Source organism: Kocuria marina (genome assembly GCF_000786655.1).
In the GTDB taxonomy this organism is placed as follows: Bacteria; Actinomycetota; Actinomycetes; order Actinomycetales; family Micrococcaceae; genus Kocuria; species Kocuria marina_A.
On sequence record NZ_JROM01000041.1, the window covers coordinates 138,796 to 155,392 of the forward strand.

The following is a 16,597-nucleotide window of genomic DNA, read 5'->3' on the forward strand; positions in this document are numbered from 1 at the left end:
TGTTACTCGATGACTTGGTCGGCCTGGTCCCGCAGGCTCTGCGGGATCTCCACGCCCATGGCCTTGGCGGCCTTGGCGTTGATGATGAGCTTGGTCTCCTTCTGGGACTCCACGGCCATCTCGCCGGGCTTGGCGCCGTCCTTGAGGATGCGCACCGCCATCTCACCGGTCTGCTTGCCGAGGTCCGTGTAGTTGATCCCCTGGGTCGCCAGGGCACCGCGCTCCACGGAGTCGCCCTCACCCGCGATCAACGGGATCTTCTTGGCCTCCGCGGCGGAGATCACGGCTTCGAGACCGGCCACGACCTTGTTGTCGGTGGGAACGTAGATGGAGTCGGTGTCGAAGGACTCGGCGGCCTGAGCCACCTCCGCCGTGGTGGTCACGGTCTTCTCCTCGACCTTCAGGCCCTCGGCCTGCGCGGCCTTCTTGGCCTCGTCCACCTGCACCTGCGAGTTGGTCTCACCGGAGCTGTAGATGATGCCCACGGACTTGGCGCCGGGCTTGAGCTTCTTGATGAGCTGGATCTGCTCGGCCACGGGGTTCATGTCCGTGGTGCCGGTGACGTTGGCGCCGGGCGCGCCCATGGAGTTCACGAGCCCCGCGTCCACGGGATCGGTCACGGCGGTGAACAGGACGGGCTTGTCCGTGACAGCCTGGGCCAGGGACTGAGCGGACGGCGTGGCGATGCCCAGGATCAGGTCTTCGTTGGAGGACGCGAAGTTGGAGGCGATGTTGGTCGCGGTGGCCTGGTCGCCGGAGGCGTTCTGCACGTCCAGGGTGAGGTTCTCACCCTCCGTGTAGCCGCCGTCCTTGAGAGCCTGCACGAAACCTTCGCGGGCGGCGTCGAGCGAGGGGTGCTCCACGAACTGCGAGATGCCCACGGTGACCTTCTTGGTCTCGCCGGACTGCCCACCGTTGTCGGATCCGCAACCTGTGAGCAGCAACGCCGCGGTGGTGGCCACGGCGGCGACCGGGAGTAAACGCTTCATGACGGGTAATTCCTTTCCCCGGGGATCAATGATGAGTGGATATTACCTAACAATCGGTCGAAAAAGAGACGCAGCTCACATGTGCGGACAATCGGGCGCGTCGTCGGGCCCCCGCAGCGGCCCGTGGGCGCGTGTCGGCCGGGGCCCGTAGACTCTTCCGTTGACATGACTGAGCCCCGCATCCAGCCCCGCATCGTGTACCCGGAAGACCTCCCCGTCAGCGCGCGCCGGGAGGACATCATGGCCGCGATCCGCGATCACCAGGTCGTGGTGATCGCGGGTGAGACCGGTTCCGGCAAGACCACCCAGCTACCCAAGATGTGTCTGGAGCTGGGCCTGGGGGACGGCGGTCTGATCGGCCACACCCAGCCGCGCAGGATCGCGGCGCGTTCGGTGGCCGAGCGCATCGCCCACGAACTCGGACAGCGCGTGGGCGACACCGTGGGCTACCAGGTGCGCTTCACGTCCGAGGTGGGCAAGAACTCGCGGATCAAGCTCATGACGGACGGCATCCTGCTGGCCGAGATCAGCCACGACCCGCAGCTGTCGCGCTACAACGCGATCATCATCGACGAGGCCCACGAGCGCTCCCTCAACATCGACTTCCTGCTGGGCTACCTCAAACGACTGCTCCCCCAGCGCCCCGACCTGAAGATCGTCATCACGTCCGCGACGATCGACCCGCAACGCTTCGCCGAGCACTTCGCGCTGCCGGACCCGCAGCACCCGGACGCCGATCCGGAGCCCGCCCCGATCATCGAGGTCTCCGGGCGCACCTACCCCGTGGAGATCCGCTACCGGCCCCTGACCCAGGAGCGCAGCGGGGACGGCGGCGAGGACGAGGACGACACCGGTGACGGCCTCGCGGACGAGGACCGCGACCCGATCGACGCCGTGTGCGACGCCGTCGTGGAACTCTCGCGCGAACCCCGCGGGGACATCCTCGTGTTCTTCGCGGGCGAGCGCGAGATCCGGGACGCCCAGGACGCGCTGCACAAGGTCATCGACTCGCACCGCTCCCTGGCCGGGACCCAGATCCTGCCGCTGTTCGGGCGACTGTCCATGGCCGAGCAGAACCGTGTGTTCGCGCCGTCCACGCACCGCCGGATCGTGCTCGCGACCAACGTGGCCGAGACCTCGCTCACGGTCCCGGGGATCAAGTACGTGATCGACCCGGGCACCGCCCGGATCTCCCGCTACTCGGCGCGCACCAAGATCCAGCGCCTGCCCATCGAGCGGATCTCCCAGGCGTCGGCCCGGCAACGTGCGGGGCGCTCGGGGCGTACGTCCGACGGCGTGTGCATCCGGTTGTACTCCGAGGAGGACTTCGAGTCCCGGCCGGAGTACACGGACCCGGAGATCCTGCGCACCAACCTCGCCGCGGTCATCCTGCAGATGATCTCGGTGGGCGTGGTGGAGCAACCGCACGACATCACCCGGTTCCCGTTCGTGCAGAAACCCGATGCGCGCGCGGTCAGGGACGGGGTGGTGCTGCTACGCGAACTCGGCGCCCTGCGCTCGGGTGCGGCGGACGCGGGCGACGACGCGGCGTCGTCGTCCGCGCGTGACGGGCACCGGGAGCGGCGCTCGCGGTCCGGACGTCACCGCGGTCGGCAGAGCGGACCGCGGGGTCCGCTGACCCGCACGGGCGAGGTGCTCGCCGCGCTGCCGGTGGACCCGCGACTGGGCCGGATGATCGTGGAGTCGCAGCGCCGGGGTTGCGTGCGCGAGGTGCTCGTGCTCACGGCCGCGCTCACGGTGCAGGACCCGCGGGAACGCCCACTCGAGAAGCGCCAGGCGGCGGACGAGTTCCACGCGCGTTTCCGCGACAAGACCTCCGACTTCCTGTCCTACGGTCTGCTGTGGCAGTACCTGCAGGAGCAGCAGAGCGAGCTGTCCTCGTCCCAGTTCCGCAGGCTGTGCCGACGCGAGTACCTGAACTTCCTGCGGATCCGCGAGTGGCAGGACCTCTACGCGCAGCTGCGGCAGATCGCACGCCAGGTGGGGATCGATGCCGGGGCGTCCCGGGAGATCGACGTCGCCTCGCACCAGGAGGCCGTGCACAAGAGCCTGCTGTCCGGGCTGCTGAGCAACATCGGCGTGCGGGACGAACGCACGCGCGAGTACCGCGGCGCGCGCGGGACCAAGTTCGCGATCTTCCCGGGCTCGGCGCTGTTCAAGACGTCCCCGGACTGGCTCGTGTCCGCGGAACTCGTGGAGACCTCCCGCTTGTGGGCGCGCACCAACGCGGCGATCAAGCCCGAGTGGGCCGAGGAGATCGCGCCGCAGCTCGTCAAGCGCAGCTACTCCGAACCCCACTGGTCCCGTTCCCGCGGGGCCGTGATGGCCTACGAGAAGGTCACGCTCTACGGGCTGCCCGTGGTGTCCGAACGGTCCGTGTTGTTCTCCCGGATCGATCCCGAGCTCTCCCGGGAACTTTTCATCCGCCACGCGCTCGTGGAGGGTGACTGGCAGACCCGCCACACGTTCGTCAAGCGCAATCGCAAGGCCCTGGCCCAGGTCGAGGAGCTCGAGAACCGCATGCGCCGCAAGGACCTGCGCGTGGACGACCAGGTGCTGTTCGACTTCTACGACGCGCGCGTGCCCGCGGACGTGGTCTCCCAGCGGCATTTCGATGCGTGGTGGAAGAAGGCCCGCCAGCGGGACGAGCACCTGCTGGACCTCACTCCCGAGGACCTGATCGCGCCCGAGGTCGCGGAGCTGGACACGGCCTCCTTCCCGCGGTCCTGGACCGTGGCGTCCCCGGACGGCGAGCTGAGCCTGGACCTGGACTATGAATTCGCACCAGGGGCGGACACCGCGGACGGCGTCACGGTGCGGGTCCCCGTGCTGTTCCTGGACCGCCTGGCCCCCGAGCAGTTCGAGTGGCACATCCCCGGGCTGCGCGTGGAACTCGTGACCGCGCTGATCAAATCGCTGCCCAAGGCCGTGCGGCGCAACTTCGTGCCCGCCCCGGACACCGCCGTCACCGCCGTGAAGCACCTGGACGCCGAGTTCGACCCGGCCCACGACTCCCTCCTGGAGTCCCTGGCCACCGTGCTGCGGCGGTTGCGGGGTCACCCCGTCCAGGCCTCGGACTTCCACCCGGAGGTCCTGCCCGCCCACCTGCGCATGCGCTTCGAGGTGCGCGACGCCCGCAACTCGGTCCTGGGCCGCGGCGACGACCTCACGGAGCTCAAGCAGCGGTTGCGGCCCAAGGTCCGCGCGGCGCTCGCCGAGTCCCTCGGGGGTGCTGCGGCCCAGTTGTACGACGCCGCTCGGGGCAGCGCCGAGGGTTCGGCCTCGTCCGGTGACGACGCCGCCGCGGCCCGTCGCGGTCGCGGCAAGCGGGGCTCGGCGCGACCGGCCCCAGGGGCTTCCCCCGGATCCGGCGCACCCCAGGCCGCCTCGCTGGAACGCACCGACCTCACGGCGTGGCCCGAACCCGATCCGCCGCGCCGCGTGGAGACGACCGTGGCGGGTCAGACGGTCACGGGATACCCCACACTCGTGGCGGTGCGGGACACCGATGCCTCGCAGCCACCCCGCGTGGACCTGCGGATCCTGAGCGACGCGGAGGAACAGCGCGCCGCGCAACGCGACGGCGTGATCGCCCTGCTGCACCGGACCCTGCCGTCCGTGCACCGCTACGTGGTGGACCACCTGAGCCAGAAGGAACGGTTGATCTTCACCCAGAACCCCCACGGTTCGGTCGAGGCGCTCATCACCGATTGCACGATCGCCGCGATCGACCGGCTGGTACCCGAGGAGCCGCCGTTCACGCGGGACCAGTTCCGGGCGGTCGCGGAGCACGTACGCGCCGAGCTGATCGACACGGTCTTCGCCGTCACCGCGCTCGTGACCACCGCGCTCACCGAGTCCAACACCGTGCGCAAACGGTTGAAGAAACCCGGGTCACTCGGGGCGGTCGCCGCGTTCAAGGACATGTCCGAGCAGCTCTCCCGCTTGATCCATCCCGGCTTCGTGGCCCGCACCGGGTGGCGGGCCCTGCAGCACGTGCCGCGCTACCTCGCGGGGATCAACGTGCGCCTGGACAAACTCTCCGGCCACCTGCAGCGGGACGCCGTGGCCATGCAGACCGTGCACCATCTCGAGGCCGAGTACCGCGCCGCGGTGGACGCCGTCCCCTCGACCGTACCCACGCCCGCTGCGCTGCGGGCCGTGCGCTGGGACCTCGAGGAACTGCGCATCTCGTTGTTCGCGCAGGAACTGGGCACCGCGCACACGGTGTCGGAGAAGCGGATCCGCAAGCGGTTGCGCGAGCTCGGCTGAGCGACACCGGCGGTTAAAGCCCGCCGGCGACGGGTGCATTGCACCCGCCGCCGGTACCCGTGAGCGAGGCCGTCGGTCGCTACTGCTGCGGGACCTCGTCCTGGTGGCCCTGGGCCTCGAGGGCCTCGCGGATCCGGCGGGCAGACTCGTCCAGGACCGCGGGGTCCGGGTCCTGATCCACCTGGGCGAAGTCAAACTCCTCGATCGAATTGGTGGGCCACACGTGCAGGTGGGTGTGGGGCACCTCGAAGCCCTGGATCATGAGCCCCACCCGTTTGGGCGTGAACGCGGCGTCGATGGCCTTGCCGATGAACTGGCTGACCTTCATGAGGTGCATGGCCAGCTCCACGGGTAGGTCCACCCACGCGTCGATCTCCTGGCGCGGGACCACCAGGACGTGGCCCTGGGACAGGGGCTGGATGGACAGGAAGCCCACGCAGTGCTCGTCCGCCCAGACGAACCGGCCGGGCAGTTCGCCCTCGATAATCCTGGTGAACACTGAACTCACGGTGATGTCCTTTCCGTCGGGTGGAACCGGCTGGTGGCCGGATGGGTCATGCGGTGTGGAGCTCCACGCTCTCGCGAGTGTCCAGGTGCCGGTACTCGGTCCCGTAGACCCGCGAGAAATGCTTGACCTGCTTCTCCACGACACCGAAGCCGGTCTCGGAGAGCAGCGCGTCGTGGATCTGGTACACCCGCTGCGCGCGGGTCGCGATGATGAAGTCGATGACCTCGGACATCTTGGACCACGGGGCGTGCAACGGGACCAGGACCGTGGGAACGGTGAGTCCGTGCGGGACGGTGAAGGAGTCCCCGGGGTGGAACACGGCGTCGTCGATGACGTAGCCCACGTTGGCGATGGTGGGGATGAGGGGGTGGATCAGTGCGTGCTGGCCCCCGTACGTGGCCACGGAGAACGGCCCCGCGGTGAACGTGGTGTCCGCCGACACGGCGTGCAACCGGTCCGTGTCCGTGATGTGCTCCGCGAGTTTCTCGATCACCTGGCCCGGGGCATGCACCGTGAACTCGGGATCCGCCGAAAGGGCGGCGCCCAGCCGCTCGGCGTCGTAGTGGTCCGGGTGCTCGTGGGTGATGAGGACCGTGTCCGCTCCGCGCAGTGCCTCCTCGACCTCGGAGAACGTGCCCGGGTCGATCACGAGCACCGCGCCGTCCTTCTCGAGGCGCACGCACGAGTGGGTGAACTTGGTCAGCAACATGGCTTCACCCTAGCGGCTCGGTCCGGCCGTGACGACGCCGCCTGTGCATGTCCGCGCCGCACGTTAAGATGTCCCGGACGACCGCTCGCGGAAAGGACACCTGGGTTGAGCACCAAGACCACCGGAACCGCGGAGGTTCGCAACACCAAGCAGCGCCGTGCCGTGACCGGCGCGCTGCAGGGGTTGGAGGACTTCATCTCCACGCAGGACCTGCACCGGCTGTTGCGCGATCGCGGACAGTCGGTGTCCCTGGCCACCACGTACCGGATCCTGCAGTCCATGGCCGAGCTGGGTCAGGTGGACGTGCTGCGCAACGCCGAGGGCGAGGCCATCTACCGCCGGTGCGAGGCCGAGCACCACCACCATCACCTCGTGTGCCGCTCGTGCGGCGCGGCCGTGGAACTCGAGGCCCCGGACGTCGAGACGTGGGCGGAGGAGACCGCGCGCCGCTACGGCTACGCGGACGTGGACCACACCGTGGAGATCTCAGGGATCTGCGCCGAGTGCGCGGCCCGGGACCGCGCCGAGTCCTCCGACGCCCGAGAAACCGCGAAGCCCGCCCGGTGACCCGGATGTCACCCCGCAAGATCCTGCTCGTCCACAACGGCGCCTCCCGCATGGGCCGGAACGCGTGCGAACGCGCCGTGGGCATCCTGCGGGCCGGCGGCTACGAACCCCGTCCGCTCCAAGCGGCCACGGCCGAGGCCCTGTCCCGCGACCTCACCGCGACCCTGCGCAATGCCTCCACCCGGATCGCGGCGGTCGTGGCGGTCGGCGGGGACGGCATGGTGCACCTGGTCCTGCAATCGCTGAACCTGTTGAGGGAACAGGGCGTCGAGTTCCCGTTCGGGCTGATCCCGGCCGGTTCCGGCAACGATCTGGCCCGGTTCCACGGCGTGCCCGTGGGGGACGTCGAACGCGCCGCGGGCCGGGTGCTGCGCGGACTCGAGTCCCCCGAACGCAGCATGGACCTCGTGCACGTCACGTGCGCGGACGGCAGCCACCACGTGTGCGCGACCGCGGTGTGCCTGGGCCTCGACGCCCGCGTGAACGCGCGCGCCAACCGTTGGTCCCGCGTCACGCACTCGGTGAAGTACGTCGCCGCGCTCGCCGTGGAGGCCGTCTCGATGCGCGCGCGGCGTTACGACCTGAGCTGGACCGGCCCGGACGGCGCATGCCACGTGAGTGACCGCACGCTGACCTTCCTGGCACTGACGAACACCTCGTCGATCGGGGGCGGGCTGACCATCGTGCCCCGCGCGGATCCCACAGACGGCACGGGCGAGCTGTTCATGGTCTCCGACGTGGGCGCGCTACGGCTCGCGTGGTTGCTCCCCCGCTTGTTCCTGGGCACGCACGAATCCCTGCGGGAGGTCACCGTGGTACCCGCCAAAGCAGCGACCGTCGCACCCCACGGCATCCCCTCCGAGCCGCGGGACGGGGACGCGGCCTACGGCGACGGCGAACGACTGGGTCCGCTGCCCGCCTCGCTCAAGGTGCTCCCCGCCGCGGTGCGCGTCCTGTTCTGAACCGCGCCGCCGGCGCCGAGCGGCGTCGTGGACCGCGGCGTCGTCGTCCGGCGGTACGACGACGAGCGCTCACGCACCGCGCGCACGCACCGCGAGACGAGCCACACGGCGAACGAGATGGTCGTGACGTACGGGCTGATGGGGACGTTGCCACCCAGGGCCAACAGAATCCCGCCCACCATGGCGAGCTCGGCGAAGACCACGGAGAGCACCACGGTGCGCGCGGGACTCGAGGTGAGATTCATGGCCGCCGCGGCCGGGGTGATCAGCAGCGCGAGCACGAGCAGCGCACCCACGATCTGCACGGACATCGCGACCGAGATCCCCAGCACGACCATGAACACGATCGCCAAGGAGCGCATCGGCAGCCCCTTGGCCTGGGCCACGAGCGGGTCCGTGCTCGCAAACGTCAGCGGCCGCCACACCACCAGCAGGGTGGCGAGCACCACCACGGACAGCACGATCATGGACGTCAGCTGCAGCGAGGACACGGAGACGATCTGGCCCGTGAGCAGCGAGAACTTGTTGGAGGACCTGCCCTCGTAGAGGGACAGGAAGAGGATTCCGAGCCCCAGGCCGAAGGGCATGAGCACGCCCACGAACGAGTTGCCCTCCCGCGCGCGCAGGCCCATGAACCCCATGATGAGCGCGGCGAGCACGGACCCCACGAGGGAACCGGTGACCACATCGGCGCCGATCAGCAGGGCCGCGGCGGCACCGGCGAAGGACAGCTCCGCGATCCCGTGCACCGAGAACGCGAGATCGCGCATCATCACGAACGTGCCGACGAGCCCGCCCACCAGGCCGAGCACCGCGCCCGCCCACACGGAGTTGCGCAGCAGGGACAGCAGCTCGCCGTAGTTGTCGAAGACGAACACGGAACCGAACAGCGAGTTCCAGTCGATCGCGGCCAGGCTCACGGGATCAGTTCCTCCGGGGAATCGGTGTGGTGGGAGCTGTCCGGGCGCCCGGCCACGAGGATGCGACCGTTGCTGCGCAGCACCTCGATGCGGGTCCCGTACAGCTCGGAGAACACGTCCGAACGCAGCACCTGGTCCGGTGTGCCGATCCGGAACGAGCCGTTGGCCAGGTAGAGGATCCGGTCCACGTGCTCGATGATCGGGTTCACGTCATGGGTCACGAAGACCACGGCGCACCCGCTGCGTTCACGTTGTTCGTGCACGAGTTCGCTCACCACGTGCTGGTGATGCAGGTCCAGGGACAGCAGGGCCTCGTCGCACAGCACGAGCGTGGGGTCCGCCGCGAGCGCCTGGGCCACGCGCAGGCGTTGTTGCTCGCCCCCGGACAGCACGCCCACGGGGGCGTCCGCGTAGTCGGTGGCACCCACGCGTTCGAGCAGCTCGTCCACGGTGCGGTGCACGCGCCGCGGATGCAGGCGGATCCCCCAGTGGTGCCCGTCCACCCCCTGCGCCACGAGGTCCCGGGCCCGCAGCGGCGTGCGCGCCGGGAAGCCGCGCTGTTGGGGCACGTACCCCACGCGGGCGGCGGCGGCTCGCGGTCGGGTCCCGTTGACGCGTACGGTCCCGCTCGTGAGCGGGAGCAGCCCCAGCAGCACGCGCAGGAAGCTCGTTTTACCGGTCCCGTTGGAGCCCAGGACCGCGAGGTACTCCCCCGGGGCGACGTCCAGGTCCAGACCGGACCACAGGGTGCGGTCCCCGAAGGCCAGGCGCGCGTCCCGGAGCCGGACGACGGCGTCGTCGGCCCCGGAACGGGTGGTCACCTCGGGGGCGGGTTCGGGTGCGTTCATGTCCCTACTTCTGGAGCGCGTGGGCCACGCGGTCCGCGTTCTGCGTCATCCACTGCTGGTAGTTCAGCCCGTCCGGGATGGTCTCGGTGAACTCCACCACGGGCTTGCCGGCGTCCCCGGCGGCCGAGCGCAACCGGTCGGTCTGCCCCGTGGAGGTCTGCTTGTTGAAGGCGAGCAGTTTCACGTCATCGCCCTTGACGAGCCCGAGGGTGTCGTTGAGCACCGCGGGCGCGGCGTCGGAGCCGGCGTCGATGGCCTCGGTGAACGCCCGCGGGGTCTCGTCGTGCAGACCGGCGTCCTGCAGGAGGTACCCGGGCAGAGGCTCGGTCGCGATGTACCCGCCCGAGGCCTTGATCCCCTCGACCTTCTGTTCGACCGTGCCGAGCTCGTTCTTCACGCGCGCGGCGTTGTCCCGGTAGTACTGGGCGTTCTGCTGGTCCACCTGGCCGAGCTGCTCGGCCATCCGGTCCACGACCTTCTGCATGCTCTCGACGTCGTACCACACGTGTTCGTTGAAGTCGCCGTGGTGGTGGTGTCCGGAGCCGTGGTCGTGGTCCTCGCCCGCGTGGTCGTGGTCGTCGTGCGCGTCCTCGTCGGGCTGCAGCCCGGAGGCCTCCACCGCGTCCACGACGTGTTGGTTCTCGGAGGCCAGATCGGTCATGAACTGGTCGTACCCGCCGCCGTTGCGCACCACGACGTCCGCCTTCTCCACCGTCAGCCGGTCCTGGGGGGTGGCCTCGTAGGAGTGGGGGTCCTGGGCGCTCGAGTCGATCACGGGGGTCGCGGAGACCCTGTCGCCGCCCACCTGGGACGCGAGGTCCGAGTAGACGTTCGTGGAGGTGACCACGGCGATCTTCCCCGCCTCGGACGCACCGGGCGAACCCTGCGCGTCCGATGCGGTCCCGCTCGAACACCCGGCGAGCGCGAGACCCACCACCACGCCCGCGCCCATCACGCTCGTCCTCCCCTTGCGCACGTTGCGCCCTGCGGTCATCGTCCATCTCCCTCGTCCGACCCCCGGCTCACGCCGATGAGAATCAATGTCATGTAGCCGTGCGCGAGCATATCATGAATCATTCTCAATAAGGGGCGTCGTGAGAACGGACCGCTCAGGCCCAGGACTCGGAGCGGGGGCGGCCCTCGTCGTACCCGGACTGGGACTGGATGCCCACGACGGCCCGCGCCGCAAACTGCTCGAGCGTGGCCGCACCGGCGTACGTCATGGAGCTGCGCACCCCGGAGGTGATGTGGTCCAGCAGGTCCTCCACGCCGGGACGCTGGGGGTCCAGGTACATGGTGGAGTTGGAGATGCCCTCCTCGAACAGGGCCTTGCGGGCCCGCGCGAAGCGGTCCTCCCCTGCGGTGCGGTGACGCACGGCGCGGGCCGAGGCCATCCCGAAGGACTCCTTATAGGCGCGCCCGTTGGCGTCGATGTTGATCTCGCCGGGGCTCTCGTGCGTGCCCGCGAACCACGATCCGACCATGACCTGGCTCGCGCCGGCCGCGAGCGCGAGGGCGACGTCGCGCGGGTGCTTGACCCCGCCGTCGGCCCACACGTGCTTACCGAGATCGGCCGCGGCCTCCGCGCACTCGACCACGGCGGAGAACTGGGGGCGTCCCACGGCCGTCATCATGCGCGTGGTGCACATGGCCCCGGGGCCCACACCCACCTTGATGATGTCCGCACCCGCGCCCACGAGGTCCCGCACGCCGTCCGCGGTGACCACGTTGCCGGCCACGATCGGCACCCGGGGATCCAGGGCCCGCACGGCGGACACGGCTTCCAACGCCTTGATCTGGTGACCGTGGGCGGTGTCCACCATGAGGACGTCCACCCCGGCCTCGAGCAGTTGCTCGGCCTTGCCGGAGACGTCCCCGTTGATCCCGACCGCGGCACCCACGCGCAACCGGCCGCCGTCGTCCAGGGCGGGTGCGTAGATCGTGGAACGCACGAGGCCCTGGTGGGTCAGGATGCCCACGACTTCGCGTCCGCGCAGCACCGGGGCCACGTTGACGCGCGCGGCGGACATCGTCTCGTAGGCGGCGCGCAGCACGTCCGGGTCGGAGTCCACGGGGAAGTCTCTGTCCTGGAACTCGGGGCCCTCCGAATGGGCCAAATCCCCCAGCTGGGTGAAGCGGTCCACGTCCCGGCAATCGGAGTCCAGGACCATGCCCGCGTAGTGCTCGTCCGCGTCCACGACGATCACCACGCCGTGGGGGCGCTTGTGCATGATCCCCAGGGCGTCGTGCACGGTGTTGCTGCGGTGCATCACCACGGGGGTCTCGTAGCGCGGCGAGCGCTGCTTGACCCACGAGGTCACCTCCGCGATCACGTCCAGCGGGATGTCCTGGGGCAGGATGCCCAGACCGCCGCGGCGCGCCATGGTCTCGACCATCCGCCGCCCGGTCACCGCGGTCATGTTCGCGGCCACGAGCGGGATGGTGGAGCCGGTGCCGTCCGCGGGGGCCAGATCGACGTCGAACCGGGAGGTCACCCGGGACATCGAGGGCACCAGGAAGACGTCGTTGTAGGTCAGGTCCGTGGTGGGTGTCGTCAGGAATCGCACGAGAGAAGAGTCTACGTGCTCCGTCGCGGGCCGGTGGGCCGGGCGGTACCCGCGGGCCGGCGGGTAGGTGGCAACCGTCCAGATGCCTCACTAGACTGAAAAACCGGTACGGCTTTGCGTGCGCGAAGCCAGTTCGCAAGTCCCGCGGCCGGTAAGCTCCGTGGGAGCCACACGAGGGCCGCAAGGACCAGCTCGCCGCCCGGGACACCCAGCACAGATGGAAGAGGCGTATCACTAGTGCCAGACCAGCCGCGTCACCTTATCCCTGAAGAATTTGCCGGCAACGAATGGCTCGTGGACGAGTTGTTCGACAAGTACCAGGCGGACAAGAACTCGGTGGACAAGAAGTGGTGGCCCATCTTCGAACAGATGGCCGGCGACGACCGGTCCGACACCCAGACCTCCGACACCAAGACTTCCGCGGCCGCCCCGTCCCAGGGGGCGGCTGCGCGCACGTCCGGGGGTGATCGTCCCGCTGGACGGCGCGACGACGACGCCGCCGCCAAGACTTCCGCGGGCAAGGCCGCTTTCGGGACGTCCGGCGAGAGCAAGCCCGCCACCGGGGCGGCGTCGACCTCATCCAAGACCGAGCAGAACACCTCCGGTGCCAGCGCGGACGCGCCCAGGAAGGCGCAGCGGGCCAAGTCCCCCGCGCCGTCGACCACCGGATCCAAGGCGAAGGGACGACCCGAAGGCGTGGACACCGAGACCGAGACCAACGAGGGCTCCGGGACCAAGCGCCCCATCCGGGCGCAGCCGGAGGACCGCGCGAAGGACAAGGGCCAGGACAAGCCCGCCGAGGACACCGTGGTCAAGCTGCGCGGTCCCGCCAAGGCCGTGGCCGCCAACATGGACGCCTCCCTGACCGTGCCCACCGCCACCACGGTGCGCGCGGTGCCCGCCAAGCTGCTGATCGACAACCGCCTGGTGATCAACTCGCACCTGGCCCGTAACCGCGGCGGCAAGGTGTCCTTCACCCACCTCGTGGGCTACGCCGTGATCCGCGCGCTCGCCAACTTCCCGTCCCAGAACGTGATCTACGACGAGGTGGACGGTAAGCCCGCCGCGGTGCACCCGGCGCACGTGAACTTCGGGATCGCGATCGACATCCCCAACAAGGACGGATCCCGCAACCTCGTGGTGCCCAACATCAAGGGTGCGGAGGAGATGTCCTTCCAGCAGTTCTGGACCTCGTACGAGGACATCGTCAAGCGCGGGCGCAACGGCGCGCTGACCATGGAGGACTACGCGGGCACCACGGTGTCCCTGACGAACCCCGGTGGCATCGGCACGGTGCACTCGGTGCCGCGGCTGTCCAAGGGCCAGGCGTGCATCATCGGCGTGGGTGCGCTGGACTACCCCGCCGAGTACAAGGGTGCCTCCCCCCGCACGATCGCGCGCAACGCGGTCTCCAAGGTCATCACCCTGACCTCCACGTACGACCACCGCGTGATCCAGGGCGCCGGTTCGGGTGAGTTCCTCAAGCTCGTGGAGCACTACCTGCTGGGCGGCGAGGACTTCTACGACCACATCTTCGAGGCCCTGCGCATCCCCTACGAGCCCGTCCGCTGGGCCGTGGACAACCAGGTCAACCCCGAGATCCAGATCAACAAGGTCGCCCGGATCCAGCAGCTGATCCACTCCTACCGCGTGCGCGGTCACCTCATGGCGGACACCAACCCGCTCGAATACGTGATGCGCAGGCACCCGGACCTGGACATCCGCACCTACGGGCTCACCCTGTGGGATCTGGAGCGCGAGTGGCCCACCGGCGGTTTCGGCGGCCAGAGCCTGCTCACGCTGCGCGTGATCCTGGGTCGGCTGCGGGACGCCTACTGCCGCACCGTGGGCGTGGAGTACATGCACATCCAGGAGCCCGAGCAGCGCGAATGGTTCCAGTCCAAGCTCGAGCGCGACTACCAGAAGCCCGCGCGCGAGGAGCAGTTCCACATCCTCGAGCGGCTCAACGCCGCCGAGGCTTTCGAGACCTTCCTTCAGACCAAGTACGTGGGTCAGAAGCGGTTCTCCCTGGAGGGCGGCGAGTCGCTGATCCCGCTGCTGGACGCGATCATCTCCGAGGCCGCGGACGCTTCCCTCGCGGGTGTGGGCATCGCCATGGCCCACCGCGGCCGCCTCAACGTGTTGACCAACATCGCCGGGAAGTCCTACGCCCAGGTGTTCCGCGAGTTCGAAGGCAGCCAGGACCCGCGCGCCGCCGAGGGCTCGGGTGACGTGAAGTACCACCTGGGCACCGAGGGCGTATTCACCTCCGACAACGGCAACGAGACCCAGGTGTACCTGGCCGCGAACCCCTCCCACCTGGAGGCCGCGGACCCGGTGATCGAGGGCATCGCCCGCGCCAAGACGGACGTGCTCGGCGCCGGGCCGGAGGGCAACGGCGAGTACCCCGTGCTGCCCATCCAGGTCCACGGTGACGCCGCGATGGCCGGTCAGGGCATCGTCTACGAGGTCATGCAGATGTCCGGGCTCGAGGCCTACAACGTGGGTGGCACCATCCACGTGGTGGTCAACAACCAGGTGGGCTTCACCACCGCTCCCTCCGCGGGCCGCACGTCCACGTACTCCACGGACGTCGCGCGCACCGTGCAGGCCCCGATCTTCCACGTCAACGCGGACGATCCCGAGGCCGTGGCCCGCGTGGCGCAGCTCGCGTTCGAGTACCGCCAGCGGTTCCAGCGCGACGTCGTGATCGACCTGGTGTGCTACCGCCGCCGCGGGCACAACGAGGGCGACGACCCCTCGATGACCCAGCCGCTGATGTACTCCCTGATCGACGGCAAGCGCTCCACCCGCAAGGTCTACACCGAGAACCTCGTGGGCCGCGGGGACATCACGCAGGAAGAAGCAGACCGCGCCCTCAAGGATTACCAGGAGCGCCTGGAGCGGGTCTTCGCCGAGACCCACGAGGCCCAGACCTCCACCGTCCCGCTCGTGACCGGGGACGCCGCCGCGATCGCCAACATCGAGCGGCCCTCCGCCCAGCAGGCCGATTCCGGGGTGTCCGTGCCCAAGACCACGGCCATCTCCGAGGAAGCCGCCCACCGCATCGGTGACGCCTACGTGGACCTGCCCGAGGGCTTCACCATGCACCGCAAGCTGCGCAAGCTCGCGGAGAAGCGCCGCGAGATGACGCGCGAGGGCGGGATCGATTGGGGCATGGGCGAGCTCATGGCCTTCGGATCGCTGCTCATGGACGGCGTCCCGGTGCGGATGTCCGGTCAGGACGTGCGCCGCGGTACCTTCACGCAGCGCCACGCGGTGTTCTTCGACGCCGAGAACGGTGCCGAGTGGACCCCGCTGAACCACCTCTCCGCGGACCAGGCACGGTTCTCGATCTACAACTCCCTGCTCTCCGAGTACGGCGTGCTGGGCTTCGAGTACGGTTACTCCGTGGAGCGCCCCGAGGCGCTCACGGTGTGGGAGGCGCAGTTCGGTGACTTCACCAACGGTGCGCAGACCATCGTGGACGAGTTCATCTCCTCCGCGGAGCAGAAGTGGGGTCAGCGCTCCAACCTGGTGATGCTGTTGCCGCACGGCTTCGAGGGCCAGGGACCCGACCACTCCTCCGCGCGCATCGAGCGTTTCCTGGTGCTGTGCGCGGAGAAGAACATGATCGTGGCCCAGCCCTCCACCCCGGCCAACCACTTCCACCTGCTGCGCCGCCAGGCGTACTCGCGCCCGCGCCGGCCGCTGATCGTGGCCACGCCCAAGCAGCTGTTGCGCCTGAAGGCCGCGGCGTCCCCGGTGGAGGAGTTCACGCAGGGCAGCTTCCAGACGGTCATCCCTGACACCGCCGGGCTCGACGACGCCAAGGTCACCGACGTCATCCTGGTCTCCGGTCGGTTGTACTACGACCTCGTGACCCAGCGGAAGAAGTCGGACGACCACTCCACCGCGATCGTGCGCGTGGAGCAGCTCTACCCGCTGCCCGTGGACGAGATCAAGGAACAGCTGGCGCGCTACCCGGAGGCCCGGATCCTGTGGGCTCAGGACGAACCCGCCAACCAGGGTGCGTGGCCTTTCATGGCCGTGAACCTCGTGCCGCAGCTGGACCGCCCGGTCACGCTCGCGTCCCGCCCCGCCTCGGCCTCCCCCGCCAACGGCTCGGCCAAGCGCCACGCGGCGGAGCTGGAGACCCTGGTGCAGCAGGCGTTCGACCGCGGCGAGTGAGTGCCGTGCGGCGCACGGGACCGCGAGCCACGCGGCGTCGTAC

Annotated in this window: 11 protein-coding genes; 4 read left to right on the forward strand and 7 right to left on the reverse strand. The window is 69.4% G+C overall.

Going from position 1 to position 16,597, the window contains the following annotated elements:
• Nucleotides 1–2: 2 nt before the first annotated feature.
• Nucleotides 3–989 (reverse strand): ABC transporter substrate-binding protein, encoded by a 987-nt coding sequence (locus tag AS25_RS09715; RefSeq protein WP_035964687.1) that lies wholly within the window; start codon nucleotides 987–989, stop codon nucleotides 3–5.
• 165 nt (nucleotides 990–1,154) lie between these two features.
• Between AS25_RS09715 and hrpA the strand changes: the two genes are divergently transcribed.
• The gene (gene hrpA, locus AS25_RS09720; RefSeq protein WP_035964689.1) at nucleotides 1,155–5,282 is read left to right on the forward strand and encodes an ATP-dependent RNA helicase HrpA; all 4,128 of its coding nucleotides are present in this window, start codon (nucleotides 1,155–1,157) and stop codon (nucleotides 5,280–5,282) included.
• Between the two features lie 79 nt (nucleotides 5,283–5,361).
• On the opposite strand, the gene AS25_RS09725 is transcribed toward hrpA, so the two are convergent.
• Together AS25_RS09725 and AS25_RS09730 are read right to left on the reverse strand one after the other, a co-directional pair.
• On the reverse strand, nucleotides 5,362–5,790 hold the full coding sequence (locus AS25_RS09725; protein WP_035964690.1) for an HIT family protein: 429 nt from the start codon (nucleotides 5,788–5,790) through the stop codon (nucleotides 5,362–5,364).
• Between the two features lie 46 nt (nucleotides 5,791–5,836).
• The gene (locus tag AS25_RS09730) at nucleotides 5,837–6,499 is read right to left on the reverse strand and encodes an MBL fold metallo-hydrolase (protein ID WP_035964691.1); all 663 of its coding nucleotides are present in this window, start codon (nucleotides 6,497–6,499) and stop codon (nucleotides 5,837–5,839) included.
• A 105-nt stretch (nucleotides 6,500–6,604) separates the two neighbouring features.
• Between AS25_RS09730 and AS25_RS09735 the strand changes: the two genes are divergently transcribed.
• Nucleotides 6,605–7,066, forward strand: coding sequence for a Fur family transcriptional regulator (locus AS25_RS09735; protein ID WP_035964692.1), 462 nt, complete (start codon nucleotides 6,605–6,607; stop codon nucleotides 7,064–7,066).
• 5 nt (nucleotides 7,067–7,071) lie between these two features.
• On the forward strand, nucleotides 7,072–8,028 hold the full coding sequence (locus AS25_RS09740) for a diacylglycerol/lipid kinase family protein (RefSeq protein WP_035964693.1): 957 nt from the start codon (nucleotides 7,072–7,074) through the stop codon (nucleotides 8,026–8,028).
• Here AS25_RS09740 and AS25_RS09745 read toward each other — a convergent pair.
• From AS25_RS09745 to AS25_RS09760, 4 genes are all read right to left on the reverse strand, one after another.
• A complete protein-coding gene (locus AS25_RS09745; RefSeq protein ID WP_084118131.1) occupies nucleotides 7,950–8,948 on the reverse strand; it encodes a metal ABC transporter permease in 999 nt (332 codons plus the stop codon). The two genes, AS25_RS09740 and AS25_RS09745, sit on opposite strands and share 79 nt — an antisense overlap.
• A complete protein-coding gene (locus AS25_RS09750; protein WP_052160871.1) occupies nucleotides 8,945–9,796 on the reverse strand; it encodes a metal ABC transporter ATP-binding protein in 852 nt (283 codons plus the stop codon). Before AS25_RS09750 ends, AS25_RS09745 begins: the two co-directional genes overlap by 4 nt.
• Nucleotides 9,797–9,800: 4 nt before the next feature.
• Entirely contained in the window at nucleotides 9,801–10,790 is a 990-nt protein-coding gene (locus tag AS25_RS09755) for a metal ABC transporter solute-binding protein, Zn/Mn family (protein WP_035964695.1), read from the reverse strand.
• A gap of 115 nt (nucleotides 10,791–10,905) precedes the next feature.
• Nucleotides 10,906–12,363: a GuaB1 family IMP dehydrogenase-related protein gene (locus AS25_RS09760; protein ID WP_035964696.1), complete on the reverse strand. Its 1,458-nt coding sequence runs from the start codon at nucleotides 12,361–12,363 to the stop codon at nucleotides 10,906–10,908.
• 294 nt (nucleotides 12,364–12,657) lie between these two features.
• Here AS25_RS09760 and AS25_RS09765 point away from each other — a divergent pair, with 294 nt between their 5' ends.
• Nucleotides 12,658–16,554 carry a multifunctional oxoglutarate decarboxylase/oxoglutarate dehydrogenase thiamine pyrophosphate-binding subunit/dihydrolipoyllysine-residue succinyltransferase subunit gene (locus AS25_RS09765; RefSeq protein WP_437123714.1) on the forward strand — a complete coding sequence of 1,299 codons (3,897 nt, stop codon included), beginning with the start codon at nucleotides 12,658–12,660 and terminating at the stop codon, nucleotides 16,552–16,554.
• Nucleotides 16,555–16,597: the final 43 nt, after the last annotated feature.